The organism is Rothia nasimurium (assembly GCF_014217215.1).
In the GTDB taxonomy this organism is placed as follows: domain Bacteria; phylum Actinomycetota; class Actinomycetes; order Actinomycetales; family Micrococcaceae; genus Rothia; species Rothia avistercoris.
In genome coordinates, this window is the sequence record NZ_CP056080.1 from 1968909 (window position 1) to 1995404 (window position 26496).

General features: G+C 61.1%; 25 protein-coding genes and 1 tRNA gene. 12 read left to right on the forward strand and 14 right to left on the reverse strand.

The annotated features are described in order from the left end of the window. The first annotated feature begins 131 nt into the window (after positions 1-131). The 4 genes from HWU94_RS08955 to HWU94_RS08970 all read left to right on the forward strand — a co-directional run bounded on the left by HWU94_RS08955 (position 132) and on the right by HWU94_RS08970 (position 4806). A complete protein-coding gene (locus tag HWU94_RS08955; protein WP_185173421.1) occupies positions 132-1313 on the forward strand; it encodes a 5-(carboxyamino)imidazole ribonucleotide synthase in 1182 nt (393 codons plus the stop codon). Between the two features lie 71 nt (positions 1314-1384). Continuing rightward, complete coding sequence (gene purE, locus HWU94_RS08960; protein WP_185173422.1) at positions 1385-2029, forward strand: 5-(carboxyamino)imidazole ribonucleotide mutase; 645 nt, start codon at positions 1385-1387, stop codon at positions 2027-2029. A 155-nt stretch (positions 2030-2184) separates the two neighbouring features. Then, positions 2185-3750, forward strand: a complete 1566-nt coding sequence (locus HWU94_RS08965) for an LCP family protein (RefSeq protein ID WP_185173423.1) — start codon at positions 2185-2187, stop codon at positions 3748-3750. Between the two features lie 36 nt (positions 3751-3786). Further along, entirely contained in the window at positions 3787-4806 is a 1020-nt protein-coding gene (locus tag HWU94_RS08970; RefSeq protein ID WP_185173424.1) for a peptidoglycan bridge formation glycyltransferase FemA/FemB family protein, read from the forward strand. A gap of 142 nt (positions 4807-4948) precedes the next feature. Here HWU94_RS08970 and glpX read toward each other — a convergent pair whose 3' ends face one another. Further along, the gene (gene glpX, locus HWU94_RS08975) at positions 4949-5932 is read right to left on the reverse strand and encodes a class II fructose-bisphosphatase (protein ID WP_409348793.1); all 984 of its coding nucleotides are present in this window, start codon (positions 5930-5932) and stop codon (positions 4949-4951) included. A 200-nt stretch (positions 5933-6132) separates the two neighbouring features. Here glpX and HWU94_RS08980 point away from each other — a divergent pair, with 200 nt between their 5' ends. From HWU94_RS08980 to HWU94_RS08995, 4 genes are all read left to right on the forward strand, one after another. After that, on the forward strand, positions 6133-6828 hold the full coding sequence (locus HWU94_RS08980; RefSeq protein WP_244955947.1) for a DUF4245 domain-containing protein: 696 nt from the start codon (positions 6133-6135) through the stop codon (positions 6826-6828). 103 nt (positions 6829-6931) lie between these two features. After that, positions 6932-7555 (forward strand): carbonic anhydrase, encoded by a 624-nt coding sequence (locus HWU94_RS08985; protein WP_185173426.1) that lies wholly within the window; start codon positions 6932-6934, stop codon positions 7553-7555. Between the two features lie 108 nt (positions 7556-7663). Continuing rightward, complete coding sequence (locus HWU94_RS08990; protein ID WP_185173427.1) at positions 7664-9070, forward strand: class II fumarate hydratase; 1407 nt, start codon at positions 7664-7666, stop codon at positions 9068-9070. Positions 9071-9275: 205 nt separating this feature from the next. Next, on the forward strand, positions 9276-11030 hold the full coding sequence (locus tag HWU94_RS08995; RefSeq protein ID WP_185173428.1) for a pyruvate dehydrogenase: 1755 nt from the start codon (positions 9276-9278) through the stop codon (positions 11028-11030). A 73-nt stretch (positions 11031-11103) separates the two neighbouring features. On the opposite strand, the gene HWU94_RS09000 is transcribed toward HWU94_RS08995, so the two are convergent. Continuing rightward, a complete protein-coding gene (locus tag HWU94_RS09000; protein ID WP_185173429.1) occupies positions 11104-12300 on the reverse strand; it encodes an acetyl-CoA C-acyltransferase in 1197 nt (398 codons plus the stop codon). A 176-nt stretch (positions 12301-12476) separates the two neighbouring features. Between HWU94_RS09000 and HWU94_RS09005 the strand changes: the two genes are divergently transcribed. Continuing rightward, positions 12477-12980 carry a MarR family winged helix-turn-helix transcriptional regulator gene (locus HWU94_RS09005; protein WP_185173430.1) on the forward strand — a complete coding sequence of 168 codons (504 nt, stop codon included), beginning with the start codon at positions 12477-12479 and terminating at the stop codon, positions 12978-12980. On the opposite strand, the gene HWU94_RS09010 is transcribed toward HWU94_RS09005, so the two are convergent. The 3 genes from HWU94_RS09010 to HWU94_RS09020 all read right to left on the reverse strand — a co-directional run bounded on the left by HWU94_RS09010 (position 12981) and on the right by HWU94_RS09020 (position 14842). After that, positions 12981-13463 carry an NUDIX domain-containing protein gene (locus HWU94_RS09010; protein WP_185173431.1) on the reverse strand — a complete coding sequence of 161 codons (483 nt, stop codon included), beginning with the start codon at positions 13461-13463 and terminating at the stop codon, positions 12981-12983. 63 nt (positions 13464-13526) lie between these two features. Next, complete coding sequence (locus HWU94_RS09015; protein WP_185173432.1) at positions 13527-14063, reverse strand: A24 family peptidase; 537 nt, start codon at positions 14061-14063, stop codon at positions 13527-13529. Between the two features lie 17 nt (positions 14064-14080). After that, entirely contained in the window at positions 14081-14842 is a 762-nt protein-coding gene (locus HWU94_RS09020) for an isoprenyl transferase (RefSeq protein ID WP_185173433.1), read from the reverse strand. A gap of 190 nt (positions 14843-15032) precedes the next feature. On the opposite strand from HWU94_RS09020, the gene trhA reads away from it, so the two are divergent. Continuing rightward, positions 15033-15773, forward strand: a complete 741-nt coding sequence (trhA, locus tag HWU94_RS09025; protein WP_244955948.1) for a PAQR family membrane homeostasis protein TrhA — start codon at positions 15033-15035, stop codon at positions 15771-15773. Between the two features lie 80 nt (positions 15774-15853). Here the strand turns inward: trhA and HWU94_RS09030 are convergent, their stop codons facing one another. Continuing rightward, positions 15854-16192: a hypothetical protein gene (locus HWU94_RS09030; protein WP_185173434.1), complete on the reverse strand. Its 339-nt coding sequence runs from the start codon at positions 16190-16192 to the stop codon at positions 15854-15856. Between the two features lie 104 nt (positions 16193-16296). Next, positions 16297-17256 carry a mycothiol conjugate amidase Mca gene (gene mca / locus HWU94_RS09035; RefSeq protein ID WP_185173435.1) on the reverse strand — a complete coding sequence of 320 codons (960 nt, stop codon included), beginning with the start codon at positions 17254-17256 and terminating at the stop codon, positions 16297-16299. 151 nt (positions 17257-17407) lie between these two features. Between mca and HWU94_RS09040 the strand changes: the two genes are divergently transcribed. Both HWU94_RS09040 and greA read left to right on the forward strand, forming a co-directional pair. After that, the gene (locus tag HWU94_RS09040) at positions 17408-17818 is read left to right on the forward strand and encodes a DUF4307 domain-containing protein (RefSeq protein ID WP_185173436.1); all 411 of its coding nucleotides are present in this window, start codon (positions 17408-17410) and stop codon (positions 17816-17818) included. A 155-nt stretch (positions 17819-17973) separates the two neighbouring features. Then, complete coding sequence (gene greA, locus HWU94_RS09045) at positions 17974-18474, forward strand: transcription elongation factor GreA (RefSeq protein ID WP_185173437.1); 501 nt, start codon at positions 17974-17976, stop codon at positions 18472-18474. Between the two features lie 133 nt (positions 18475-18607). On the opposite strand, the gene ilvA is transcribed toward greA, so the two are convergent. The 7 genes from ilvA to HWU94_RS09080 all read right to left on the reverse strand — a co-directional run bounded on the left by ilvA (position 18608) and on the right by HWU94_RS09080 (position 26487). Further along, the gene (gene ilvA / locus HWU94_RS09050) at positions 18608-19864 is read right to left on the reverse strand and encodes a threonine ammonia-lyase (protein WP_185173438.1); all 1257 of its coding nucleotides are present in this window, start codon (positions 19862-19864) and stop codon (positions 18608-18610) included. 17 nt (positions 19865-19881) lie between these two features. Beyond that, positions 19882-21135, reverse strand: coding sequence for an AI-2E family transporter (locus tag HWU94_RS09055; protein ID WP_185173439.1), 1254 nt, complete (start codon positions 21133-21135; stop codon positions 19882-19884). Between the two features lie 150 nt (positions 21136-21285). After that, positions 21286-22188 carry a Bax inhibitor-1/YccA family protein gene (locus tag HWU94_RS09060; protein WP_244955949.1) on the reverse strand — a complete coding sequence of 301 codons (903 nt, stop codon included), beginning with the start codon at positions 22186-22188 and terminating at the stop codon, positions 21286-21288. 112 nt (positions 22189-22300) lie between these two features. Then, a complete protein-coding gene (locus HWU94_RS09065) occupies positions 22301-23179 on the reverse strand; it encodes an HAD hydrolase family protein (RefSeq protein ID WP_185173440.1) in 879 nt (292 codons plus the stop codon). Between the two features lie 206 nt (positions 23180-23385). Continuing rightward, positions 23386-23459 (reverse strand) — tRNA-Leu (locus tag HWU94_RS09070). A 68-nt stretch (positions 23460-23527) separates the two neighbouring features. Next, complete coding sequence (locus tag HWU94_RS09075; RefSeq protein ID WP_185173441.1) at positions 23528-24913, reverse strand: NAD(P)/FAD-dependent oxidoreductase; 1386 nt, start codon at positions 24911-24913, stop codon at positions 23528-23530. Between the two features lie 191 nt (positions 24914-25104). Further along, positions 25105-26487 (reverse strand): S8 family serine peptidase, encoded by a 1383-nt coding sequence (locus HWU94_RS09080; RefSeq protein WP_185173442.1) that lies wholly within the window; start codon positions 26485-26487, stop codon positions 25105-25107. Positions 26488-26496: the final 9 nt, after the last annotated feature.

Below are 26496 nucleotides of genomic sequence, written 5' to 3' on the forward strand. Positions count from 1 at the left end.
GTAGTGTTTTGCTCACAGATAGCGGGGCATTACCTGGGAGCTTGCCCAGCCTCCAGGGGTCTGTTCAGCATGTAGCGGGCGCTTTTACAAGCACCCCGCACCCGGGTAGCCTAGTGACTGTGACTTACCCTATGACTGGACCAAAAATTGGTGTTGTAGGTGGCGGCCAGCTGGCGCGCATGATGGCGCCCGCCGCTACCGAGCTTGGTTTTGACCTTCGCATTCTGGCTGAGAGTGATGACGTCTGCGCCCGTAGGGCGATTCCGTTCGCGCCTGTGGGTGACTACCGTGATTACGATACACTGGCAGCTTTTGCCCGCGAGGTTGACGTGCTTACTTTCGATCATGAGCATGTTCCCACTGATTTCCTGCAGCGCCTGATGGATGAGGGTGTCAATGTTCAGCCCCGCCCCGCCGCCCTGGTCCACGCCCAGGACAAGATTGAGATGCGCAAGGCCGTTGACCGCCTGGGCCTACCCAATCCCCGCTGGGCCGAAGTACGCACACTGGACGAGCTCCTCGCCTTTGGCAATGAGGGCGGCTGGCCTGTTGTTCTGAAGACCCCGCGCGGTGGCTATGACGGTAAGGGCGTGATGGTGCTCGATGATGAGCAGGACGCCCGCGAGAAGTCAGCGACCTGGTTTGAGCAGTTGCCGGCTCGCACCGACTTTTCAGCGCTCCTGGTAGAGGAAAAGGTTCCCTTTACCCGCGAGCTCTCTGCCCTGGTAGCCCGCCGTGATTCTGGGCAGGTTAAGGCCTGGCCCGTAGCTGAGTCCATTCAGGTGAACTCGGTCTGCGACGAAGTCATTGCCCCTGCCCCCGGCATCTCCCCTGAAGTAGCAGAAGCAGCCCAGGCAGCCGCCCTTAAGGTTGCAACCGAGTTGGGCGTCACCGGTGTGATGGCCGCTGAGCTCTTTGAAGTTCCCGGCTCTGAAGCTGGCTTCCTCATTAACGAGTTCGCCATGCGCCCCCACAACTCCGGCCACTGGACCCAAGACGGCTCAGTCACCAGCCAGTTTGAGCAGCACCTGCGGGCCGTTGCCAACTACCCGCTGGGTAGCACCGACATCAAGGGCGAAGTCGCCCTGATGAAGAACTTCTTGGGCGGCACTAACGACGATATCTTCGGTGTCTACCCGCAGCTCATGGAAGACTACCCGGCTGCCAAGGTCCACTACTACGGCAAGGCGGTAAAGCCCGGCCGCAAGATCGGGCACATCAATATGACCGGCCCCGCCGACCAGCTAGCGGCCCTCCGCCAGCAGGCCACCGCGGCAGCCTCCCTGCTCACCGACGGCCCTTCTACCCCCTAACCCCGCGGAATTAGCCCGGCCCTACGTAGGTGGGGCGGACGTCCGCACCACCCCTAGTTTCAAGGAGCAACATGACCTCCCCCTACGACTCCAATAAACCCATTGTCGGCATCGTGATGGGCTCAGACTCAGACTGGCCGGTCATGGAAGCAGCAGCTGAAGTCCTCGAAGAATTCGGTATCCCCTACGAGGCAGACGTGGTCTCAGCCCACCGCATGCCCGAAGACATGATTGCCTACGGGCGTGAAGCAGCAGACCGCGGCATCCGCGTCATCATTGCAGGTGCCGGCGGCGCAGCCCACCTGCCTGGCATGCTGGCCTCTGTTACCCCCCTGCCCGTCATCGGGGTGCCGGTCAAGCTCAAGTCTCTCGACGGCATGGATTCGCTCCTGTCGATTGTGCAGATGCCTGCCGGCGTGCCCGTTGCAACCGTCTCCATCAACGGCGCCCGCAACGCCGGCCTGCTAGCCCTGCGTATGCTCGGGTCAGGGAGCGACGGCTTTGCCCGCCAGGTACGGTCCGACCTCGTAGACTTCGCCGCTTCCCTACGTCAGACCGCTATGGACAAGGGTGCCGCTCTGCGCGCCAAGGTTGAAGAGCACAAAGCAGAACTCGATGGTGAAGGGGCCGCCCCCAGCGCACCCGCACAGTCGCTCACTGCTCCCGCCCACAATGACGAACGGGACGGCCAGCAAAAGACCCCCTACGCACCCTAACCCCCTGCCCAGAGGCTCCTGCCTGCCCCTCGGGAAGTTCAGGAAGACCGCTCCGGGAGCACCCAGCTTCTTTCAGTAGTGTGGTTGAGTAGATACCAAGATACTCAACCACACTCGGTTATTTTTCAGGCCCACCACGCCAGGGAGGCAAACACATGTCCGGTGAGCGCAAGCGCCCACGCTCCGCAGCCCCTATCACGGGTGTCAGGGGACGAGGTCAGCACCTGGTAGAACCTACCTACACCGATCCGCTGAAACACCCCGAAGCGGCATCGGCCTCTGTCCGTACCCGCCGGGCCTGGCTCCTGCTCCTGCTCACCCTCTTCCTCCCCGGCTCTGCCCAGCTACTCACCGGGCAGAAAACCCTGGGCCGTCGGGCCCTGAAGGTTACCTTTACCATCTGGGGCCTTGTGCTAGCTCTACTGCTACTCTGGATGCTCCGCCGTACCCTAGTGCTTTCCCTGGTCACCAATACCTGGGTGCTACTGCTTGTGGCAGCGGCCCTGGTGGGCCTAGCTATTGGTTGGGTCTACCTCTTCCTAGCAACCCTGCGTGCCATTCGACCCGGTCTGCTCGAAGGCCGCTCTAAACCCCTGGTCACTCTTGCCCTCGTCGCCTGCATCGCCCTCACCGGCGGCGGGCTAGGCTACGCCGCCTACATCACCTGGGTAGGGCGCGGTGCACTCGGCAACATCTTCGCCGGTGGCGCCCCCATCAAAGAACAGGACGGCCGCTACAACATCCTGCTCATGGGCGGGGACGCCGGCGCAGACCGCGTGGGCCGCCGCCCCGACTCCATGACCGTGGTGTCCATCGACGCAGCCACCGGTCAGGCCATCACCATCTCAGTACCCCGCAACCTACAAAACGCCATCTTTGAAGACGGCTCCCCCCTCTGGGACATCTACCCAGAAGGCTTCAACTGCGGCGACGAATGCATCCTCAACGCCCTCTACCCCACCGTCACCGCCGACTACGCTGACCTCTACCCCGGAGCCGACGACCCCGGCGCCGAAGCAACCATGGACGCCGTCTCAGGCGTCCTCGGCATCACCGTTGAGAACTACATCCTCATCGACATGTCGGGCTTTGAACAGCTCATCGACGCCCTGGGCGGCATCACCATCGACGTAGGAGGCTACGTTCCCATCGGCGGCGGCACCAACGAAATCACCGGCCTACCCAACCCCATCGACGGCTACATCGAACCCGGTGTACAGCACCTCGACGGCTTCCACGCCCTCTGGTACGCCCGATCCCGCGAAGGGGCCTCAGACTACGACCGTCAAGCCCGCCAGCGCTGCGTTCAGGCAGCTATGCTCAAGCAGCTCGACCCCGCCAACGTACTCACCAAATTCGCAGACATCACCGCCGCCGGCGAACAGGTTATCGAAACCAACATCCCCCAAAGCGGCCTCGCAGCCCTCGGGGACGTTGCCCTCAAATCCAAAAACTACGACCTGATTCAGTTCGCAGCAGGCCCACCCTACTTCGACACCCTCTTCCCCACCTACCCCGACTTCGACCAGCTCCACACCGCCGTCCAGCAGGTCATCGCAGACTCAGCCTCAGGCATCCAGCCCACCGCCACCACCGCAGCTGCCGCAAACACCGGACCAGCAGCGTCCGCCCCCTCCAGCCTCGACGTCATCGAAACCGCCGCCTACCGCGCGCAGCTCACCTCAGAACTCAGCGAGAACGGCACCTGCTCCGTCCCCTAACCCCACGGCCAGCAGCAAAGCGGTAAGCTGGTGCCCATGAGTACAATTCTGCAGTCAGATATTTGGGCCCAGCTCCAAGAAGCCAACGGCCATCAGGTCTTCCGCGGCAAAGGTGAAGGCTGGCAATACATGGCCACCCTCGAAGGCGGCTCCACCGGCCGCTACCTCTACGCCCCCTACGGGCCCGAAGCCGACAACGCCGCCGCTTTCGACGCAGCCATCGCAGATATGAAGCGCGTAGCAGCCGACAACAAGTGCTGGTTCATCCGCGTTGAACCCACCAACGATGCAATCTGGGGCGCCCAAAGCGGCGAAGCCTTCCTCGCAGCCCGCGGCTTCACCCTCTCCCCCCGCCAGGTGCAGCCCAGCCACACCCAGATTATCGACCTAACGCTGACCGAAGAAGAGCTACTCAAAAACATCGGCTCAAGCAACCGCAACCTGCACCGCAACATCCACAAAAAAGGCGTAACCTTCGAAAAATCCCAGGACCCCGCAGATATCAAGATTCTGCTCAAATACCTCGACGAAACCGCCGGCCGCGCAGGCTTCAACCGCCAGCAGGACGACTACCTCACCAGAGTTGCTCAGGTGCTTATGCCCGCGGACGCCGCTACCCTCTTCATCGCTAAGGTAGATGGCCAACCTATCGGTGCCTCCCTCACCTACGATTCAGACGACACCCGCGTCTACGCCCATGCGGCAACCTCATTCGAACACCGAAAACTACAGGTGGGAAACCCGCTGCTCTCCACCATTATTCTCGATGCCAAAGAAAAGGGCCTGAGCTACATGGACCTCTTCGGAATCGCCCCCAACGACGACCCCAACCACGAGTGGGCAGGCTTCACCAAGTTCAAGAAGTCCTTCGGCGGCACCTCAGTTGCCTACCCCGGCACCTGGGACCTGCCCGTCTCCGCCCTCGGCTACAAGGCCTACCAGGGCATCCGCGCAGGCCGCGAAGCCCTAGCTCAGGGCAAGAAGTTCGCCACCGGCACCCTGCTCCCCAAGGCCAAGGACGCTGTCGGTAAGGTTCGCACGCGTATCAGCAAATAAGATTGAGCAGGTCTTCCCTTCGCCGACTAACCTTCTTGGGCTCGCGCTGGGCGCTCGCCCAACTCATGCCAGCCCCAGCCAGTCGGCTCTCGAGAAGACCTGCTCAATCTCTAGTATCCGAACCTACATCTGCTCTAGAGTTCTAACGGTTCATGGTCCCGGCAATCATTGCCGAGTAGCGGGAGAGCTTGTGCTCAGCCTCAATCAGGCGCACGGTGCCTGACTTAGAACGCATGACCAAGGACTGGGTGGTGACGGTGTCGCGGCCGTAACGCACACCGCGCAGGAGCTTACCGTCGGTGATGCCGGTTGCGGCGAAGAAGCAGTTATCGGTAGTGACCAGGTCGTCGGTGGTCAGCACGGCATCCAGGTCATGGCCGGCATCCAATGCCTTCTGGCGTTCAGCGTCATCGATAGGGGCAAGACGACCCTGGATAATGCCACCGGTGGCCTTAATAGCGCAGGCAGCCACAATACCCTCAGGGGTACCGCCGGTGCCCATCATCAAATCCACGCCAGTGCCCTCACGGCAGGCGGCAATAGCACCAGCGACGTCGCCGTCAAGAATCATGCGGGTACGGGCGCCAGTTGCGCGAATCTCTTCAACGAGCTTGGCATGGCGGGGGCGGTCCAGTACGCAAACGGTGAGCTGGTTAATGCTGGTGCCCTTAGCCTTAGCGACCAGGTGCAGGTTCTGCTTGACCGGCAGGCGTAAATCGACCAGGTCAGCTGCCTCGGGGCCGGTAACCAGCTTCTCCATGTAGAAGACAGCGGAAGGGTCAAACATGGTGCCGCCTTCAGCTACCGCAATGACGGAGAGCGCGTTATCCATACCCAGAGCGGTCAGGCGGGTACCGTCGATGGGATCAACAGCAACATCGAACTTAGTTCCCGAGCCATCGCCCACCTGCTCGCCGTTGAAGAGCATGGGGGCCTCGTCCTTCTCACCCTCACCAATCACCACGGTACCGTTGAAGTGCACGGTCTTAAGGCGAGCGCGCATGGCATCAACAGCAGCACCGTCCGCCATGTTCTTATCGCCTGCGCCCACCAGCGGGCCCGAGGCAATAGCGGCAGCCTCGGTTGCACGCACCAGTTCCAGCGCAAGGTTACGATCTTCGTTCATTACTTCTGACATGACTCACCTTCGAGTAGCTTCTAACAGTGCCAGCTGGCTCCCTGGTATGGGGCGCTCAGCCTCCACACTCTAGAGTACTCGCTTCCCCTCCGTGTTACGGGCCGGTGCACTCTACTTGACACAGATGATGCCGGCAATTCTCGCTCGCAAGTGGCACAGGGCGCCCCCTTTAGACCAGAATAGAAGGCGTGACTTCATCGACTAACCCCAGCAACCAGCCCCTGCCCCAGGCGTCCGCCCCTGAAACCCAGGCCCCGGACGTCACCGAGCAGGTAGTCCCACAAATTACCGAAAAGCAGGCTGCCCGCATCAATGCGCCCGCCCGTAATATGGTGATTTCGATGATCGTCATGGTGCTCTTGCTGTTGCCGGTCATCTGGCTGATGCCGCAGCCCAATAAGAACCCCTACCGACCCACCGTTGACCTCCCCGTGATTGCCTACGAGGCCAGCGCTCAGGCAGGCTACCCGGTTGCAGCCGCCGAGCAGGAAGGCTGGCACTACAACTACGCCCGCTGGAACACCGGCCAGGCAGACGGTATCAATTACTGGTCCACCGGCCAAGTAACCCCCTCCAACGACTTCATCGAGCTCATTCAGGCCATCGACACCAACCCCACCTGGGTTGCCCAGACGGTGGGGCAGGCTGTACCCGAGGCTACGGTGCAGGCCGGGGGCGTGGACTGGGATGTGCGCTCTCTCGTGGACACTGACGACAAGAGCAAAGTCACCACTTTCTACATCGGAGAGGTAGACGGTACCACCGTCATTCTCAAGGGCGAGGCTGAGACAGCTGAGTTCCAGGCCCTGGCTGAGGCTACTGTCGCCTACATGGCAGCCCCCTCCTCCACTGCCTCCCCCACCCCCTCAAGCGGAATCCAGTAAGCCGCCCACCTGCGTCCTTACAAAAATGTAATTCACCTTACACAGGTCTTGGGGCTGGCAGGTTGCTAGGTTAGACCTAAGCCACTGCGAAAGGACGTCAGCTATGACCGCTATCGAAACCCCCGTCCAGGCATGGGAACGCCTTGTTGAAGGCAATGCCCGCTTTGTGAAGGGCAACCGCTCCCACCCCCACCAGGACGCCGCCCGTCGTGCCGAACTGGTAGCTGGCCAATACCCCTTTGCCGCCATTTTCGGTTGTGGGGACTCCCGCTTGGCAGCAGAAATTATTTTTGATCTCGGTTTGGGTGACGCCTTTGTGGTGCGGACGGCCGGGCAGGTGCTGGATGATGCAGTCCTCGGCTCCCTGGAATACGCCAGTGGTGAGCTCAAGACCCCGCTGATTATGGTGCTGGGTCATGACTCCTGTGGCGCTATTACCGCAACCCATAAGGCCCTGGTCGAGGGTGAAATGCCCGGCGGGTTTATCCGCAACCTGGTGGAGGGTATCTTGCCGTCAGTTATTTCACCGGAGTTGCCCGAAGGTGCCTCTATCAACGATATGGTGGTGGAGCATACCCGTCAGACTGCGGCCCGTATTGCTGAGCAGTCCGGGATTATCCGTGAAGGTATCGAGGACGGTTCCCTGGCCGTCATTGGCGTCTTCTACCACCTGGCCGACGGCAAGGCCGACCTGGTCTACTCTTCCTCACCCCTCATTACCGTCTAAAACCGCCGCTTTTCCTGGATTACGCACCCGGGTTAGACAGGCCTGCTAGCGCGTCATTTTTAGCACCCAATGCGACAGCCGTCACGGCGGCGTATTAGACTAGTCGGTATGGCAGAAAACACTGAATACCGCATTGAACACGACACCATGGGTGAGGTCCGCGTACCCGTAGATGCCCTCTACCGCGCCCAGACCCAGCGTGCCGTCGAAAACTTCCCCATCTCAGGCCAGACACTGGAGTCTGCCCACATCCGCGCCCTCGCCCTCATCAAGAAGGCAGCAGCGAGCGCCAATGAGGAGCTGGGTGTTCTTGATGCCACCCGCGCCGCCGCCATCCGCGATGCTGCAGATAAGGTAGCTGCTGGTGACTACGATGAGCACTTCCCCATCGACGTCTTCCAGACTGGCTCCGGCACCTCCTCCAACATGAACACCAACGAGGTGCTGGCGACCCTGGCCAACAAGGCCCTGGAAGGTCAAGACGTCGAGGTCCACCCCAACGACCACGTGAACGCCTCCCAGTCCTCCAACGACGTCTTCCCCACCTCTGTGCATGTGGCTGCCACCGAGGCCCTGCTCAAGGATCTGGTCCCGGCCCTGGAATACCTGGCCGAGTCCCTGGAGCGCAAGGCTGTGGAGTTCAAGGATGTCGTCAAGTCCGGCCGCACCCACCTGATGGACGCCACCCCCGTGACCCTGGGCCAGGAGTTCTCCGGCTACGCAGCTCAGGTGCGCTACGGTGTTGAGCGTATCCACGCTTCCCTGCCCCGCGTTGCTGAGGTTCCCCTGGGTGGCACCGCGGTTGGCACCGGCATCAACACCCCCGACGGTTTCTCCGCCCGCGTCATTGAACTGCTGGCTGAAGAAACCGGCCTGCCCCTGACCGAGGCCCGCAACCACTTTGAGGCCCAGGCCAACCGCGATGGCCTGATTGAGGCTTCCGGCCAGCTGCGCAATATCGCCTACTCCTTCATGAAGATCAACAACGATATTCGCTGGATGGGTTCAGGCCCCAATACCGGTCTGGGTGAGCTACACATTCCCGACCTGCAGCCCGGATCATCGATTATGCCCGGCAAGGTCAACCCCGTGATTTGTGAAGCAGCCATTATGGTCTGCGCCCAGGTCATCGGTAACGACACCACCATCGCCCTGTCCTCCACCAACGGTGCCTTCGAGCTGAATGTGGGTATCCCGGTTATGGCCGCCAACCTGCTGCAGTCCATCCGTCTGCTGGCCAACACCTCTCGCGTGATGGCCGACAAGATGATTGACGGTCTGGAGGCCAACGTGGAGCGCGCCCGCTTCCTGGCTGAGGCCTCCCCCTCAACCGTGACCCCCATGAACAAGCTGATTGGCTACGAGGCAGCGGCCAAGATCGCCAAGTACTCGGTGGCTAACAAGACCACCGTGCGCGAGGCCGTCATCGCCCTGGGTTATGTTGAGCGCGGCGAGGTCACCGAGGCCCAGCTCGACGAGGCCCTGGACGTCACCAAGATGCTGGGTAACTTCTAAACCTACCGAACGAAGGACGCCCTGTTCGTGCGAGCCTACAAAGGGCGGGTTTCCCTCTACGGGAAGCCCGCCCTTTGTGCGTCTCTCTTGTGAACTAGCATTCAGGGGCGCGTGACCATATAGATAGTTCAAGAATAAACAAAAGTAAGACCGATAGGAGTAGACTAAAGAAAAGTAAGTGTACAGATTATTGAAAGGTTGCCCCGTGAAACTCGCTGATCAACTCATCCAGCAACTCATAGACGCCGGCGTAGAACGTATCTACGGTGTCGTAGGAGACTCCCTCAACCCCATCGTTGACGCAGTCCGTGCCAGCGGCGGATCTGCCAAGGGCGGCATCGACTGGATTCACGTACGCCACGAAGAGGTCGCGGCTTTTGCCGCAGCAGCAGAAGCACAGGTCACCGGCAAGCTCGCTGTGTGCGCAGGGTCTTGCGGCCCCGGCAACACCCACCTCATCAACGGCCTCTACGACGCGCACCGCTCAGGCGCACCCGTCCTGGCTATCGCTTCCCATATCCCCTCTGCACAAATCGGCACCAGCTACTTCCAAGAAACCCACCCCGACCGCCTCTTCGCCGAGTGCTCCAGCTACTCAGAGATGGCTATCAACCCTGCCCAGACACTGCGCATCATGAACTCCGCCATGCGCCATGCGGTTGCAAACCGCGGTGTTGCGGTTGTCTCGATTCCCGGCGATATCGCCGCTGAGGATGCCGTTGACTACGTGCCTGCCTGGGGCGATATGCGTCGCGGCACCATGACCCCGGACCAGGCAACCGTGCAAGAAATTGCTGACCGCATCAATGCCGCAGACAAGGTTGCTATCTTCGCAGGGATCGGCGCTAAGGGAGCCCACGATGAGCTCGTTGCAGTAGCCGATGCCGCCGCCGCACCGGTGGGGCACTCCATGCGGGGCAAAATGTACGTTCAGTACGATAACCCCTTCGACGTGGGAATGACCGGGCTCCTCGGGTACGGAGAAGCCGCAGAGGGCCTTAAAGAGGCAGATCTGATGCTTCTGTTGGGCACGGATTTTCCCTACGACCAGTTCCTACCCGATACCGACACCATCCAGATTGACCGCTCCGCTCAGGTACTGGGTCGCCGTACCAACGTGAGCTTGCTGGTTGAGGCTGATGTTGCAGCGACCCTGCGGGCCGTCCTGCCTCTTATCAAGCGCAAGAAGAATCGCTCCTTCCTTGAGCGCCTGCTCAAGAAGAACGAAAAAATCATGACCAAGGTCGTGGGCGCCTACACCAAGAAGCCCTCGAAGAAGGGCCCTATCCACCCCGAATACGCTACGGCGATCCTGGATGAGCTCGCCGCCGACGATGCTATCTTCACAGCAGATACCGGCATGTGCAACGTGTGGACGGCCCGCTATATCACACCCAACGGCAAGCGTGAGCTACTCGGTTCATTCCTACACGGTTCCATGGCTAATGCCCTCCCTCACGCCATTGGCGCTCAGGTTGCCGCCCCGGATCGTCAGGTTATCTCGGTATCGGGCGACGGTGGTCTCTCCATGCTTCTTGGCGACCTGCTCACCGCCCGCATGTACAGCCTGCCTCTCACCGTGGTGGTCTACAACAACTCCACCCTCGGCATGGTCAAGCTCGAGCAGCTAGTTCAGGGCTTCGAGGACTACGGAGTTGATGTGCCCGATACCAACTACGCTGCCATCGCCACCGCCATGGGCTTTGAGGCGGAGCGCGTTACCGACCCCAAAAAACTGGAAAAGGCGCTCTCTCATGCTCTAGCCCACCGCGGCCCGTCCCTCGTTGAGGTTATTACCGACCCCAACGCGCTCTCTATGCCGCCCGAGGTAGAAGCCTCACAGATTGTTGGGTTTGCGACTTCGCTCTCCAAAATTGCCCTCAATCGCGGGGCCGGTGAAGCTGTAGCGATGGCTCGTTCTAACCTGCGTAACGCCAGCGCCTGGCGTCAGCTCACCTAAATTAGTTCTCATACAACTAGAGGTGGGGCCCGTTCTGCTGGCCCCACCTGTTTTAACCTCGTAGTACAAGAGATTAGTCTGCGCGAAGAATCAGGGCATCACCCTGGCCACCGCCACCGCACAGAGCCACAGCCGCGTAGGTAGCGTCGGGGTTCTGGTTGAGGGTGTGAGCGGCATGAACCACCAGACGGGCGCCGGACGCTCCCACCGGGTGCCCTAGAGCAATAGCACCACCGTGGGGGTTGACCTTCTGCAGCTCAAGACCAAGTTCACGGGCAGAGACCGCAGAAACGGCTGCAAAAGCCTCGTTGATTTCCACATGGTCTAGGTCGTCCGCGGTGAGACCAGCTCTATCAAGGGCAGCAGTGATAGCGCGGGAGGGCTGATAGTGCAGCACGTTCTCGGGGCCAGCGGTATTAGCCCAGGCGAGGACGGTCGCCAGCGGCTTAATTCCGTTCGCTTCAGCAAAATCGCGGCTTGAGAGCACCAGGGCCGCTGCCCCGTCAGACAGTGGGGAGGCATTACCGGCGGTAATCGTGCCGCCCTGCTCAAAAGCGGGCTGCAGTTGAGCGAGCACCTCGACCGTGGTTCCCTCGCGCACCCCCTCGTCAGCGCTGACCTCGGTTACCTGCCCCTTGCGTCCTTTCACCTGCACCGGGGCAATTTCGGCCTCAAAAAGCCCGGCGGACGCCGCGGCGTGGGCCCGCTGGTGGGAAGCGGCCGCGATGGCGTCCTGCTCCTGGCGGGTCACCTCAAAACGGGCGTTAGACCCCTCGGTCAGCACGCCCATCGACTCCCCGCTCTGGGCATCGGTGAGGGCATCACGCTCAACGGCATCGAGCACGCCGGTAGCGCCGAAGACCCTGCCCGAGCGGAAATCCGGCAGTAAGAAGGGGGCACGAGACATGGACTCCTGGCCGCCCGCCACAGCAACCTGAACCTCACCCGATCGGATGAGCCGGGCGGCATCTATCACCGCACGTAGACCCGAGAGGCAAACGCTATTGACCGTCACTGCGGGGGTAGCTACAGGAATACCGGCAGCACTTGCGGTCTGCTTGGCGGGGTTCTGCCCCGCACCGGCCTGCACCACCTGACCAAAGATCACAGCTTCAACCTGTTCAGGGGCTAGAGTGCTGGCATTGAGCGCCTGAGCCAGAGCCCGGGTTCCCAGTTCAACGGCGCTCAGCGATGAAAGGGTACCCATCATCTTGCCCTGGGGGGTGCGGGCAGCACCGATAATGACAACGTCCTTGTTGTGGGTCTGCATGTTTCTTCCTTCTGCAGCGACATCGCTGCACCGGCTATCTCATGGATTTCTTAGAGACTAACCCCCGGCGCCATGTCGGTCAAGACTAGACCGGTGAAAGGTGCTGCTCGCACGCTTTAGCCTGTAATAGGTGGCTTATTTTTCTCTCACAGCCGCGCAGTGAGTAGGCTTAAGGAATGGAACCATCACCCCGTAGCCACACCTACTGGTCTTTCATCGACCAGGTCACCGAGAACCTCGGTGGTTTAGAGGAACCCGTCAACGTTGACGCAACCCTGCTTGCCATGTCGCTAAACCGCGCCTCTGTGGCCATCACCCACGATTTTGAATCGAAGGTCCACCGCCCTGCCGGTAGCTCCTGGGCTGCCTACCGGGTGCTTTTTGCCCTCTGGAACTCGGGGGCGACGTCCGCTAGCTCCCTGGCGAATATCACCGGCATGACCAGGGCTGCTGTCTCAAACATCAGCAAGCCCCTTGAAACCAAGGGCTTGATAACCAAAGCCAAAGATCCCAATGATGGTCGCGGCACACTGTTAGAACTCACCGACGAAGGAACCAGCTTCATCAAGGGTATCTTCAGCCAGCAAAATGCGGTGGAAACCAAGTGGGCCGAGAAACTGACCCCCGTTGAGCGCACCATGCTGGTTGAGCTGCTGCGGAAGCTCTCAGCCGAAGCCTAGCTACCGCGCTTCTAGATCGAACCGGGCGCCGTTCTGCCAGTGCAGGGCGGCGTCGATTCTATCGAGCATGCGTTCGCTACAGTAGTCGGCGAGTTTCTCCACCGGCACCCACTGCACCTGGCTCGATTCCTCATCATTCACCCGTGCCTGCCCCGAGACATAGCGGCAGTAGAAGGTGTGATCCAGAAACTGGCAGCGGTCCCCGTTGCCGAAGGTCATGGGCGGGTCGGCTTTCAGCTGGGCAAAGCCCACCACCTCGATGATGACGCCAGCTTCTTCTTCAGCTTCGCGCAGGCAGGTCAGGGCGGGGTTCTCGCCGGGATCGACGATGCCGGTCACCGGCGTCCACGCCCCGGTATCGCTGCGACGCACCAGCAAAATATCGCCGTTATCCCGCTGGATTACGGCAGTAGCGCCCGAAAGCCAGAGCATGTCGGAGCCAATCTTGGCTCGCAGGTCGGTAATAAATTGTGGGGTAGGCATATTTTCCTTTCGTGGGCAGGCACCCGGTGCGGACGCCCCAAGGCAGCAGCCGCGCGAGGCTAGCTAGGTTGCGGGAAAGAGCAGGGCAACAGTGGTGCCGAGAAGCATGAAGGGACCAAAAGCTATGTGGGTGCGGCCTGTAGCCCGACGAGCCAGTATGAGTACGAGGGAATATAGGCCGCCGGTCAGAAAAATGAGCAGGTTGCCCCAGAGCAGGTTCAGGGGCGAGAAATAGGCGAGCAGAAGACCTAGAACTCCGGCCAGTTTTACATCCCCCAGGCCTAGTGCCCCGCGGGATGCCAGGCGCATGAGCGCATACAAGCCAAACATCACCGCTGCCCCATAGGCAGTCTGCCGCGCCTGGGCAAAGGGGTCGGGGGCCACTAGCACGATGGCTCCGAAAAGAGGTAGGCCCACCAGAGCATAGAGGGGTAGCACGATACGGTCGGGCAGACGGTGTTCGCGCACATCAATAACCCACAGCCGGGCCGCTGCCACCAGGTAGCACACCAGCACCCAGGCCAAAAGTAGGGCAGCCAAGGCCGCCTGCCAGCGTCCGTCCAGCCCTTCTGCCGCTAGGCTATATATCTGTTCGAGCATAGCCGCCCCGGCTATCCTTAGGAACCGAACCGGCGCTGACGCTGGGCGTAATCGCGCAGGGCCCGCAAGAAATCAACCCGGCGGAAGTCAGGCCACAGGGCCTCGCAGAAATAAAACTCGGAGTAGGCCGACTGCCAGGTCATAAAGCCTGAAAGGCGCTGTTCGCCCGAGGTCCGGATCAGCAGGTCCGGGTCGGGCATACCGCTGGTGTAGAGATGGCGGGAAATATCGTCGCTGGTCAGACTTGAAGCGAGTTCTTCAAGGCTCCGGCCGGAAGCTGCTGCCTCACGCAGGAGGCCTCGCACGGCGTCCGTAATCTCCTGGCGTCCGCCATACCCAACAGCGATGTTCACCTGCAGGCCGCTGACCGCCGCCGTTTCTTCAACAGCCACCTCAAAGGCAGACCGCAAACTCGCTGGTAGGGATTCCAGCTGACCCACCGGGCGAACCCGAGCCAGGCCGCTGGCGGTCAGACGCCCCACGAACCCCTCAATTACCTCAACCAGGTCATTCAGCTCATCGCTACTGCGCTTCAGGTTCTCGGTAGACAGCATATAGAGGGTCACCATCGGAATCTTTAATTCCGTGCACCAGCCGAGAAACTCAATGATGCGGGCCGCACCGGCCTCGTGGCCGTGCTTGGTGCTCTCCCCCAAAAGGGCAGCCCAGCGGCGGTTACCATCGACCAGCACACCGATGTGCTGGGGCAGTTTCTCCGCTGGAATCGCAGAAATCAGGGACCGCTCATACACCGTGTACAGTGGCTGCGGTAGCTTCATGTGCTACTCCTGGTTGTGGGGTGGCAGGTTGTCTTTATACCCTGCTCATTCTACCTGCAAGGCGGGCTCGGGCAGGCCCCTGCCCTCCTCAGCGCAGGTCGGCGGACGCCGCGCCCCGGCTCCCTGCCCGTCATTTCAGCTTCTAGCTGCCCCCTAGACCGCCCTTATTTTGACCTGCCATACTAAATATATGGCTTCACGTGTTCACCGCTCCCAGACCTCCGGTTCATCAGCCGCACCCCACCAGGGCATGCTTGACCAACTGACCGATGTGCAACGCGAAATCATCGATTTCTACCGCGAGAACGGCAAACCCCTACTCCGCGGCTGGATTCACGCAGGCTTTGCGCCCGTAGCCTTTATCGCCGGCATCGTGCTCATCGTTCTCTCCGGCGGCGGGATTGTCGGCATCGGCTGCGCTATTTTTGCCCTCACCGGCGTCCTACTCTTTGGCATCTCCGGTATTTACCACCGCGGTTTCTGGTCAGCCAGAGCCCGCATGCTCCTCAAACGGCTCGACCACGCCAATATCACCCTGCTCATCGCGGGCACCTATACCCCGGTAGCCCTAACCCTCCTCGAGAGCACCCAGCAGACCATCCTACTCTGGAGCATCTGGGGCTGCGCCCTCTCCGTCACCCTCTTCAGGGTCTTCTGGACCGGAGCCCCCCGCTGGCTCTACACCCCCATCTACGTTGTGATGGGCCTGATGGCGGTCTTCTACCTGGGCGACTTCTGGCAGGTCTCCCCCGTCGCCACCGTGCTCATCGCCACCGGCGGAGCCAGCTACATCATCGGAGCCATCTTCTACGGCACCAAACGCCCCGCTATGGCCCCGCAGGTCTTCGGCTTCCACGAGCTCTTCCACGTCTTTACCGTGCTCGGCTTTATCCAGCACTACATCGCCGTGATGTTCTGCATCTTCCTCTAGACCGAGCAAACAGCCCCTATATCTCAAGGACGCCGCACCCGGCCGGGTGCGGCGTCCTTATTTTCTCTTCCCTTAAAAACCTAGTGGGGGCGGCGCAGGTGATCCTCAGCTACCACAGCCTCATCGCGCACGGTGGCGTGCACGGGCTCCTCGGTTTTCCCCTGGGCCGCAGCCTCAGCAGCCGCCCGCTCCTCAGCCTCACGAGCAATAGCGTATTCGCTACGGTAGCGTAGACGGCGAGCGCGCCGGGTCAAGTCGAGCCCCAGCAGTACGATAGCCAGGGCCAGGCAGAAGGTGACGATGAAGCCCACGATGCCGGGTGAGCCGCGGAAGGACCCGTCGGGGTTGACCGTGGTAATAACGGTGGGGGTCGCTTCGGCTGCAAGAATCGTAAGTGTTGGAGGGATCAGGGCTGACACGGTCACGGCTTCCTCTGGTCTTGGGTGCAGGGCTTTATCTGGGCGCTGGCCTAGCTGGGCATGTAGTCCCCATTGTACGCGGTGGGGCTGAGCCTTTCCTGTCTTTAGGAGCTGTAGTCGATGCCGGTGGAGAAGCAGGTTTCGGGTAGTTCGCTCTCCACGCGGCTTTGGGCCAGTACATAGTCTTCGAAGGGCCAGATTTTACGCTGAACATCGGGGGAAACGGCGAAGAAGAGGGAGTCAGGAGCTACCTGGGATCGGTGGGCGAGCAGGGCCGCGTCGCGCTTTTCGAAGTAGTCTGCTGAAGAGATGCGGGTGGTGGTCTGGTGGCGGGAGACCGGCGGACGGTGCCCCTCAATATTTTCTTCCATCGACATAGCAACCCACTGGGCGAAGGGGGATTCGAGGCCGGCACCTTCGAGGTAGCTGTGGAAGGCCATGACCCGGTCAAAGTTGAAGGCGCGGTCGTAGTAGATTTTTGAGACCTGCCAGGGCTCGCCGGTGCCGGGGTAGGCATCCGCGTCCCCCGCCTTCTCAAATGCCTCTACGGAGACCCGGTGGGTCATGATGTGGTCGGGGTGGGGGTAGCCACCGATTTCGTCGTAGGTGAGGATGACGTGGGGCTTGAAGTCACGCACCAGGCGCACGAGCGGGGCGGACGCCTGCTCAAGCGGCAGGCTGGCAAAGGAACCGTAGGGCAGCGGGGGCAGGGGGTCGCCCTCGGGCAGGCCCGAATCGACGAAACCGATCCAGCGGTGCTCAATACCGAGAACCTCAGCTGCCTGCTTCATTTCGGCGCGGCGGACGCCCGCCAGGTCGCGGTGGGCGGCGGGGTTGCTGTTGACTGCCTCGTTGAGGATATCGCCGCGCTCGCCACCGGTCATTGACGCCACCATGACGCGGGCTCCGCGGGCCACGTAGGCTGCCATGGTTGAGGCACCCTTTGAGGACTCATCATCGGGGTGGGCGTGGACCGCCAGAATACGTAGACCGGTGTAGTCAGCCTGTAGCGGCGCTAGCAAGGAAGGGTCAAAGCCGGGTTCGGGTGATTCGGTGCTGCTCATGCAAAACTCCATTGGTGCGAAGGTGGCTCGAGTAATGTTTGGGGTATCGTAAATGAGGAAGGAACCCACATTCAAAGACACTGGTCAATTCTACCTGGCGTGGTGGGGCTCCTCGTTTTCTCTATTACCCCGTATGAAAGGTGTGGGCTTGATGACCGCCCCTGACCTATCTGCCCGTTACGGCACCGTCCGCCAGCGCCGGGCCCTGCCCCAGTGGTTCTGGTATGTGCTAGCCCTGGTAGCGGTACTTGTTGGGGGCGCCTTTGTGTTCTGGGTGCAGGCTGACTCCAGCGACGAACCCACCGGCCGCGACGTTGGCTTTACCCTGACCAGTGCCGACGAAGTCTCGGTAACCTTTGAGGTCAGCAAACGGGCCGAAGATACCGCGGTCTGCGCAGTCAAGGCCCTCAACACCGCAGGTGCCCCCGTCGGCTGGAAAGAAGTCGCGATTGGCCCCTACGCCGATGAAAACGGCAACGGCATTTCGGTACAGACCGTGCAGTTCAGGGTACTGGGTGAAGCAACCACAGCCACCGTCGATAGCTGCTGGAAGGTTGACTAACTCCCTTTCTCTCTAGGGGTAAAGTTAGGGAGCTTACCCCGCCTATGGGTAGACTAGGCTCACGACTGACCTTTTACACGGGGCGTTCCGCTCCGTCCGCACCCACGGTCCCCAGCCGCACCGGCTGCGGGGCCTTGCTTACAAGGAGTAAACACATGGCAGAAAACGAAGGCGCATGGCTCACTCAGGAGGCCTACGACAAGCTCAAGGCTGAGCTTGAGCACCTCTCAGGCCCCTACCGCCAGGAAATCATCGACCGTATCTCAGCAGCCCGCGACGAAGGCGACCTGAAAGAAAACGGCGGCTACCACGCAGCCCGCGAAGAGCAGGGCAAGAACGAGGGCCGTATCAAGCAGCTGCAGCACCTGCTCGAAACCGCCCAGGTCTCAGACAAGCCCGCAGCCGACGACGGCGTGGTTGAACCCGGCATGGTCGTTGAAGCGAACATCGCGGGCAAGACCATGACCTTCCTGCTCGGCTCCCGCGAAGTAGCCGACACCCTGGTCGGCGGCACCGACCTGCAGGTCTTCTCTGAGAAGTCCCCCATGGGCTCCGCTATCAACGGCCACAAGGTAGGCGACGAGCTCTCCTACGAAGCCCCCAACGGCAAGCAGATCCCCGTCAAGATCGTCTCAGCTAAGCCCTTCCAGGGCTAAAACCCGCCGCAGGCAGATAGACCGAAGCCCGGGCGTCCTTCCCCTTCTGCAGGGAGCGGACGCCCGGGCTTCGGTTTGCTTTCACACAGTAGTTAGTAGTGCGGCAGGTATGCCTGGCCGCACACTGCTGTGTTTAGTAAACCACGATCGGCTTGTAGCCCTCAGCTTCTAGGGCCGCGATGACTTCCTGGCAGTGCTCTATGCCCTTGGTTTCCATGTCGATGGTGATGGAGACATCGCCCATGGAGAGGGCGCCGCCCAGTCGGGTGTGGTCCACGCCGGTGACGTTGGCGTCGTGCTCCGAGATGATGCGGGAGATGGTGGTGAGCTCACCGGGGCGGTCGTTGAGCATGAGCTTGATGGTCATGTAGCGGCCCGCAGCCGACAGGCCTCGCTGAATCACCTTGAGCATGAGCATGGGGTCGATGTTGCCGCCCGAGAGCAGGCAGACCGTGGTGCCCAGGTCGCCGTACTTTTCTTTGAGGGAGCCGCTCATCACTGCCGCTACAGAGACCGAGCCTGCCGGTTCAACGACCAGCTTGTTGCGTTCCATCAGGAAGATGAGGGCGCGGGCAATTTCGTCCTCAGAGACGGTGTGCACGTCGTCCACCAGGTTCTTAATGATGGTAAAGGGGAGCTGGCCGGGGCGGCCCACCGCGATACCGTCGGCGATGGTAGAGACCTTTTTCAGGGGCACCAGGGCGTCTGCCGCGAGAGAGGGCGGGTAGGCTGCCGCGTGCTCGGCCTGGACGCCGATGATGCGGATTTTCTTACCCAGCTTTTCTTCCAGGGAGCGCACCGCGATGGAGAGCCCAGCCAGCAGACCGCCGCCGCCGACGCCGACCAAGATGGTGTCAACGTCCGGAACCTGTTCCAGGATTTCTAGGCCCAGGGTGCCCTGACCGGCGATGATGTCTTCGTTGTCGAAGGGGTGCACAAAGACAGCACCGGTTTCTTCGGCGTAGCGCTTGGCTTCTGCCAGAGCTTCGTCCACGTTCACACCGTGCAGCACAACCTCGGCCCCGTGGCTGCGGGTCGCTGCAATCTTGGGCAGGGCAGCGCCCTGGGGCATGTAGATGCGGGCGGCGATGCCCAGGCGGGAGGCTGCCAGCGCCACGCCCTGGGCGTGGTTGCCTGCCGATGCTGCCACCACGCCCACGGCCTTTTCAGCTTCGGTGAGCTTAGCCATGCGCACGTAGGCGCCGCGTACCTTAAAGGAGCCAGAGCGCTGCAGGTTCTCACATTTGAGAAAGACCTCGGAGCCAATCTGCTCGCTCAGGGCGCGTGAGTGGGCCACGGGGGTGCGCTCAATGACGCCGTCGAGTAGGCGGGCTGCGTCTTTGATCTGGCTTAGGCTCACGGGGAGCTCTACCGGGGCGGGTGCGTGCATCGTTACCTCGTCTTGTCTTATTTCTGGGCGCCGTTGTTGATGGCTTCGAGGGCATCTTCGTCGGCTTTTTCGGCTTCCTTGATGCGCTCTAGGCGTTCCTTGACCTTCTCAGCGATAGCTTTTTTCTCGCGTCGGCGTTGTTCGTGCGGGTAAAGGAATTCTTCTTCACGGATATCGGGATCATGTTCCCACTCACGTCCGGCGAGGTACCTGATGACGGTGTTGACCACTGCCAGGACGGGTACGGCGAAGAGGGCGCCAACGATGCCGTAGAGCATGGAGCCGGCAACCACCACGATGACAACGGCCAGGGGGTGCAGGGCTACGGCCTTACCCATGACCAGGGGCTGCAGGATGTTGGATTCGATCTGCTGTACTACCAGTACCATGGCCAGCATGATCAGTGCGTTGACCAGGCCGTTGGCAACCAGTGCCAGTAGGACGGCGATAGCGCCGGTCAGCAGCGCACCCACTACGGGGATGAAGGAGCCCAGGAAGACGAGGACGCCCAGGGGCAGGGCCAGGGGGACGCCCAGGAAGAAGGCGGAGAGACCGATACCGACGGCATCGACCGCTGCCACAAAGACCTGCACGCGCACGTAGGAGACCAGGGACTTCCAGCCGCGGCGGCCAGCACCGTTTACAGCGCGGCGGGCGTTACGGGGGAAGAGCTTGACGATAAAGAGCCAGATCTTCTCGCCTTCCATGAGGAAGAAGATCAGGGTAAAGAGCACGATTACCATACCGGTACCGATATCGGCGGCAGTAGAGCCTACGCTGGCTACGCCGTTCAAGATACTCGATGAGTTGTCCTGCAAGGTGGTGACCAGCTGGCTGATGTACTGGTCAATCTTGTCTGCCCCCAGGTCGATAGGCAGGTTGTTGAGCATGGCAACAATCTGGTTCCAGCCCTCAACCACCTGGTCGGAGAGGGATGAGAAGCCCGCGGTGAGCTGCTGGCCAACCAGAGCGAGCAGGCCGACGACAGCAGCAATCAGGCCGACCTCGGTAATTGCGGTGGCAATACCGGCGTGGATGCGGTTACGGCGGAGGAAGTAGACAACCGGCGACATCAGGCCAGCAAGCAGGGCCGCAATCATAATCGAAATGACGATCAGGGAGATCTTAGCCAGCATCCAGTAGAGGGCTGCGGCCGCGATGCCCACAATCATCAGACGCCAAGACCAGGCCGCTGCAATCTGCAGGGCAAAGGGCACCTGACGGTCAGATACGGTCTGCCGGGCAGGGGGTTCAGGAATAGTGACACTCATACTTTCTATCTTCCCACGTTTCCTTACTACTGCCCCGCGCTAGCTCGTATCCCGGGCATAAGCGTGACGAAACTCGCCCGGGGCAGAAGCACAGTCGCTTCTGCCCCGGGCGAGGATTTTATCTCTAGCGCCCTTGGAAGAGTCTAGGTTTTAGTCGTCGGCCATAGCTCGAACGTAGTAGAGAATACGCAGAATCTCGATGTAGAGCCAGACCAGTGACACGATCAGGCCGAAAGCGATACGCCATGATTCGCGCTCAGGAGCACCCATCTTGATAGCTTCAGAGGCGTGGGTGAAGTCGAGTAGCAGGGAGTAGGTAGCCAGCAGCACGGCGAAGAGACCGATAATCAGGCCCAGGGGGATGCCCATAACCTCAACGCCGCGTGCGTTGAAGCCGAAGAAGAGTGAGGCTACGAGGTTGATGAGGCAGAAGACAGCGTAGGAAATCGTCGCAACCATAAAGAAGCGGGTCAGCTTAGGGGTTGCCCGCACCTTTCCGGAGCTGTAGAGCGCCAGAATAGTAGCAAAGACGATGACGGTTGCCATAACTGCTTGAAGCACGATACCGGGGTAGGAAGCCTCAAACATGCGAGAGATACCGCCGACCAGCAGGCCTTCCATGACCGAGTAGGTCATGACCAGGGCAGGTGAGACCTTCTTCTTCAGGGCGTTGACGAAGCCCAGCACCAGGCCGCCGATGAAACCGACGAACATGAGGATGGGCATGTACCAGGCGAGTACAGCACCCACTACAACCAGGCCCAGGTTCAGGCCGGTCTTCATGATGATGTCGTTGATGGTGATGCGGTTGGTATCGACGGGGCCAGCGGTACCGGCGTTGTACATGTCGTTGAGCTGGCCAGCTGATACCTGCTGGTTCTCGTACCCGTAGGGGGCCTGCTGGGTGTAGCTACCCTGCTGGTAGGTCCCGTAGGGGTTCTGGGCCTGCTGGCCGTAGGGGTTGGCGGTGGTGGTGCCGCCAGCACCGAACTGCCCGAAGCGGGGGTCGCCAGCGGGCTTGGTCATATTGTTGATCAGGGGGTTACCTGCCACGGCTGTTGTCTCCTAGTGATAATAATTAGTCGTGGTAAAAGTCTTGTACTCTACCCTACCGAATCTTGGTCGGCTTTTCTTCCCGTTTTTCTCAGGGCGTGAGCGGCTGGGGTTAGGCGGTGAGTTCGGCTTCGAGGAAGTCGAGGACGGCTCCGTCGTTGTTGGAGCCAATGGTTAGGTCTGTGACCGGGGCGAGAGCTGGATCGGAGTGCTCCATGGCGATAGCGCGCCCGGCGTAGCGGAACATTTCAAGGTCGTTGCCAGAGTCGCCAAAGGCCGTGGTCTGTTCGGCGCTCAGCCCCAGGTGCTCAGCTAGCCAGGCCAGGCCGTGGCCCTTGTGGTTGCCATCCAGAATCAGGTCGATAGCCCCGAAACCGCTGGAGGTCGCTGCGATTCCGTCAGGTAGAGCATCGTGTAGCTTTTCGATGGTCTCGTAGATTCCCTCATCGGGGTCGGCGTTCAGGGCGATCTTGACGATAGTTTCGGTGATGGTGGTGGGGTCGTCGATGGCTTCTACGTTGGGGTAGAAAGGACGAATCGCAGTGATGGGGTTTTCCGGGTCCCAGCCGGGCAGGTCAATGCCGACCTTGGTGGCCTGTTCCTGCACGCGTCCGGCGATGGTCGCTAGTCGGTCGCTGGGGACAAAAGAGTGGTGACGGCAGGAAAGAATAATGCCCAGCGCGGGGAAATTTTCAAGAGCCATCAGTGCCTGGTTTACCAGGTCAGGGCTAAAACCCCACAGGGCTAAGTCGGTGCCCTGGTTATGAATAATGGCACCGTTCTCTGCGATGTAGTACAGATTCTTGTTGTGTTCATGCCCGGCCAGGTATTGCTCGATTTTTGGCACCTGGTTGCCGGTTGCTACCGCCAGGTAGGAGCCCTGTTCAGCTAGCAGGGTCAGGACGCGGTCCAGCTGCTCGTGCTTGTAGGTTTTGTGGTCGGTGAGCAGGGTTCCATCGAGGTCAACAGCGTAGAGATGAGGTGTCTTCATAGCTTCTACTCTATCGAAAACCCTAGAAGCCGCAGATACTACTGCCGCAGCGTCCTTTTCCCGATCCTAGAAGTTCACCCTACTCATTTTCTCTTGACCCTATAGATTATCTCGGGGTCAAGAGAAAACGAATGGGGTGGTATAACTGGCTAAAAAAATAAATGGCATGTCTGCGCTACGCGCATTATGACATGCCATTTGTTGTGTAGCCCCACCGGGACTCGAACCCGGAACACAAAGATTTTAAGTCTTCTGCCTCTGCCAATTGGGCTATAGGGCCTTGAGCGGGCGCCCGCCGGGCCTTACCCGGCGAGCGCTTTCGCTTATACCTTTATACCAGAAAAGTTCCTAGAGCTTTGCCTTGGTCTTTTCGGGTGCGGTGCCGGTAGCCTGCTGGAAGGCGCGGCGGGGTGAACGCTGGTGACGGATTGATGAGGTGTCGCGGCCGAAGATCTGGTTGAGTGCCCAGGTGGCCATGACGCGTGCGGTGCGTTCGGTGGTGGGGATAGCGGTGCCGTGGTAGCCGCGGTGCATGAGCCAGGCGATGGGGCCGCCGATGGTCTTGCCCTTGAAGTTAGCTACGCCCTTCCACAGGCCCAGGCCGGCGACGACGCCGATGGTCTCGTGGTAGTAGTCGGTCAGTGCTTCGCCGCGGCGCTTGGCCAGCAGGTTTTCTGCCAGCTTGAGGGCCTGGCGGGAGGCGTGCTGTGCGTTGGGGACGCAGAAGCCGCCAACGCCGCCACCGGAGAGGTCGGGTACAGCTGCGTTGTCGCCTGCTGCCCAAGCGTCCTCGATGATGCCCTCATCGCCTGCAACGCGCAGGTCTGCCAGTACGCGGACGCGGCCGCGCTCGTCGATGGGGAAGTCGGTGTCCTTGAGCATGGGGGACGCTGCAACGCCGGCGGTCCAGATCAGGGTGTCGGTGTCGAGTTCACCGGCGGGTGACTTGTCGCCCATGTTGATGAGCTGCAGGTGGCCGTCGGTGGCGTCGGAGAGTGAGGTGTTGAGCAGGACCTCGATGCCGCGGGCGCGCAGTTCAGCGACAACCTTTTCGGCGCGGTCTGCGGGGACCTCGGGCATGATGCGGGGGGCTGCTTCGACCATGACGAAGCGCAGGTCTGAGATGCGCAGGCGGTCGTTGCGGTTGACGGCTTCGCGGGCCATGTCTTCAAGTTCGGAGATGGTTTCGACGCCTGCGAAACCGCCGCCGACGATGACGAAGGTGAGGGCGCGGCGGCGCTCGTCCTCGTCGGTGGTGAGGGAGGCGATTTCGATGCGCTCGAGTACCCAGTTGCGGACGGAGACTGCTTCTTCAACGGTCTTCATGCCGATGGCAACCTCGGCCAGGCCGGGGATGGGGAAGGCACGGGTGACGGAGCCTGCGCCCAGGACGATTTCGTCGTAGGTGAGTTCGAAGGTTTCACCGGCGTTGATGGGTTCGATGGTTGCGGTCTTGGTAGCGTGGTTGATTGCTACGACGCGGCCGCCGATGATTTCTGAGTCGCGCAGGTGCTGGCGCAGGGGTACGGTGGCGTTGCGGCCTTCCATGGAGCCTGCAGCTACTTCGGGGAGGAAGGGCTGGTAGGTCATGTAGGGGTTGGGGTCGACAACGGTGACGACGCCGCCGGACTCCTTGATGACCTTCTGGATCTTCTTTGCGACGGTGAAGCCGACGTAGCCGCCGCCGACGATGAGGACGCGGGGGCGGTCCTGTGCAATCTTGTTGAATGCCATGCGAGTTAACTTCCTGTTGGTGTAGTGCCGGTGTTCCGGTAAAAAGTCTCCATGCTTATATTGCCACTTTTGCGGGGTTTAAGCATAGTTTTGGGCGGTGTATTTGCTGTGGGCGTTTCTTGCCCCTGCCGGTGTCTAGCCTTTCAGAGCAGGGTGAAGATTTGATGAAGGCTAGATGAGGTGGGCTCGGGCTAGCGGTGACGGCTGCGTTTGATGATGTTGGTGAGCTGGTGGATGGAGCCGAAGGTGATGATGCCGACCCAGAGGGCGAAGGCGGCGAGCACGATGAAGGGTAGGATGCCGGAGTCTTCAACGGGGCGGACGGGCGTGGGGGCGGCTGCTTCTGTGATGGTTTCGCCGGCCTGGTGCACGGGGGTTTCACTGGCGCTGGGCGCAGCTGAGGCGGTGTTTTTGCGGTGGACCTTGATCCAGTCGCTCATGGAGCCGAGCGGGTTGGTGTCGGTGTCGTCCGGGGTGGAGCTGGCCAGGGCGGCTTTGGGGTTGATGATGCCGTAGCCGTAGAGGGCATCGCGCCCGTCCGCTCCGGCGTCATCGCTGGATTCGATGATGCGCTGAATCACCTGGTTGCCGGTCAGGTCGGGGTATTTTTCCATGATGAGGGCGGCAAGTCCGGCAACGATGGGGGCGGCGGCTGAGGTGCCTGACCAGGTGGCGTATTTGTTGTTGGGGATAGCGCCGATCATGGACTCGCTGGGGGCTGAGACTGCGATAGAGATACCCTGTGAGGATGAGGACCAGGAGTCCTGCTTGTTCTTATCGACGCCGCCAACGGTGAGTACCCCGGGCATGGTGGCGGGGGCGCCCACCTGGGTGAGCCCGGCACCGCGGTTGCCGGCAGAGGCGATGATAATGACGCCTTTTTCTTCGGCGTAGGCAAAGGCTGAGTCCCAGGATTCGGGCCAGCTGGTTTTATCGGAGCCCACAGACAGGTTGATGATATCGGCCCCGTTATCGACGGCGTAGCGCACGGCGTCCGGAATCTGCTCGTCGACCGAGCGGGTAGTGGCGCTGGTGGTGCCGAGTTCTAGGGAAATGGGCAAAATGGTGGCATCGGGTGCTACTCCGATCATGCCTGCGGACTCCCCGGGTTCACCGGAGTTTGCGGGAGTGGTGCCGTCATCGTGGCCGTGGCCTGCAATCACTGAGGCAACCAGGGTGCCGTGTTCTGGTTCAACACCCAGGCCCTTCCAGCCCTTGTTCTTGGTGGTTCCGGTCGAGGCGTCGTAGCCGCTCACCACGTTACCGGTGAGGTCTTGGTGGGTACCGTCCACACCGGTGTCGATGACGGCGACGGTAACGCCCTTGCCGGTGGTTTCGCTCCACAGGTCGGTAAAGCCGTACTGGGTGAGCCAGTACTCGCGGGCACGGATTGAGTCGCCCTTGGGGGTAGCGATGGTGGGTACCGAGGCCAGGGCGCTGGGGCTGGCGCTGGTGCTAGCCGAGGGGCTCGCCGTGGTGGCTCGGGCAGGGAGGACGCCGAGCGCCAGAGCGGTGGCTAGAGCCAGGCTGCTTGCGAGCAGGGCGGTGCCGGTGGGGAGTCGCCGAAAGGCCATGGGCGACTC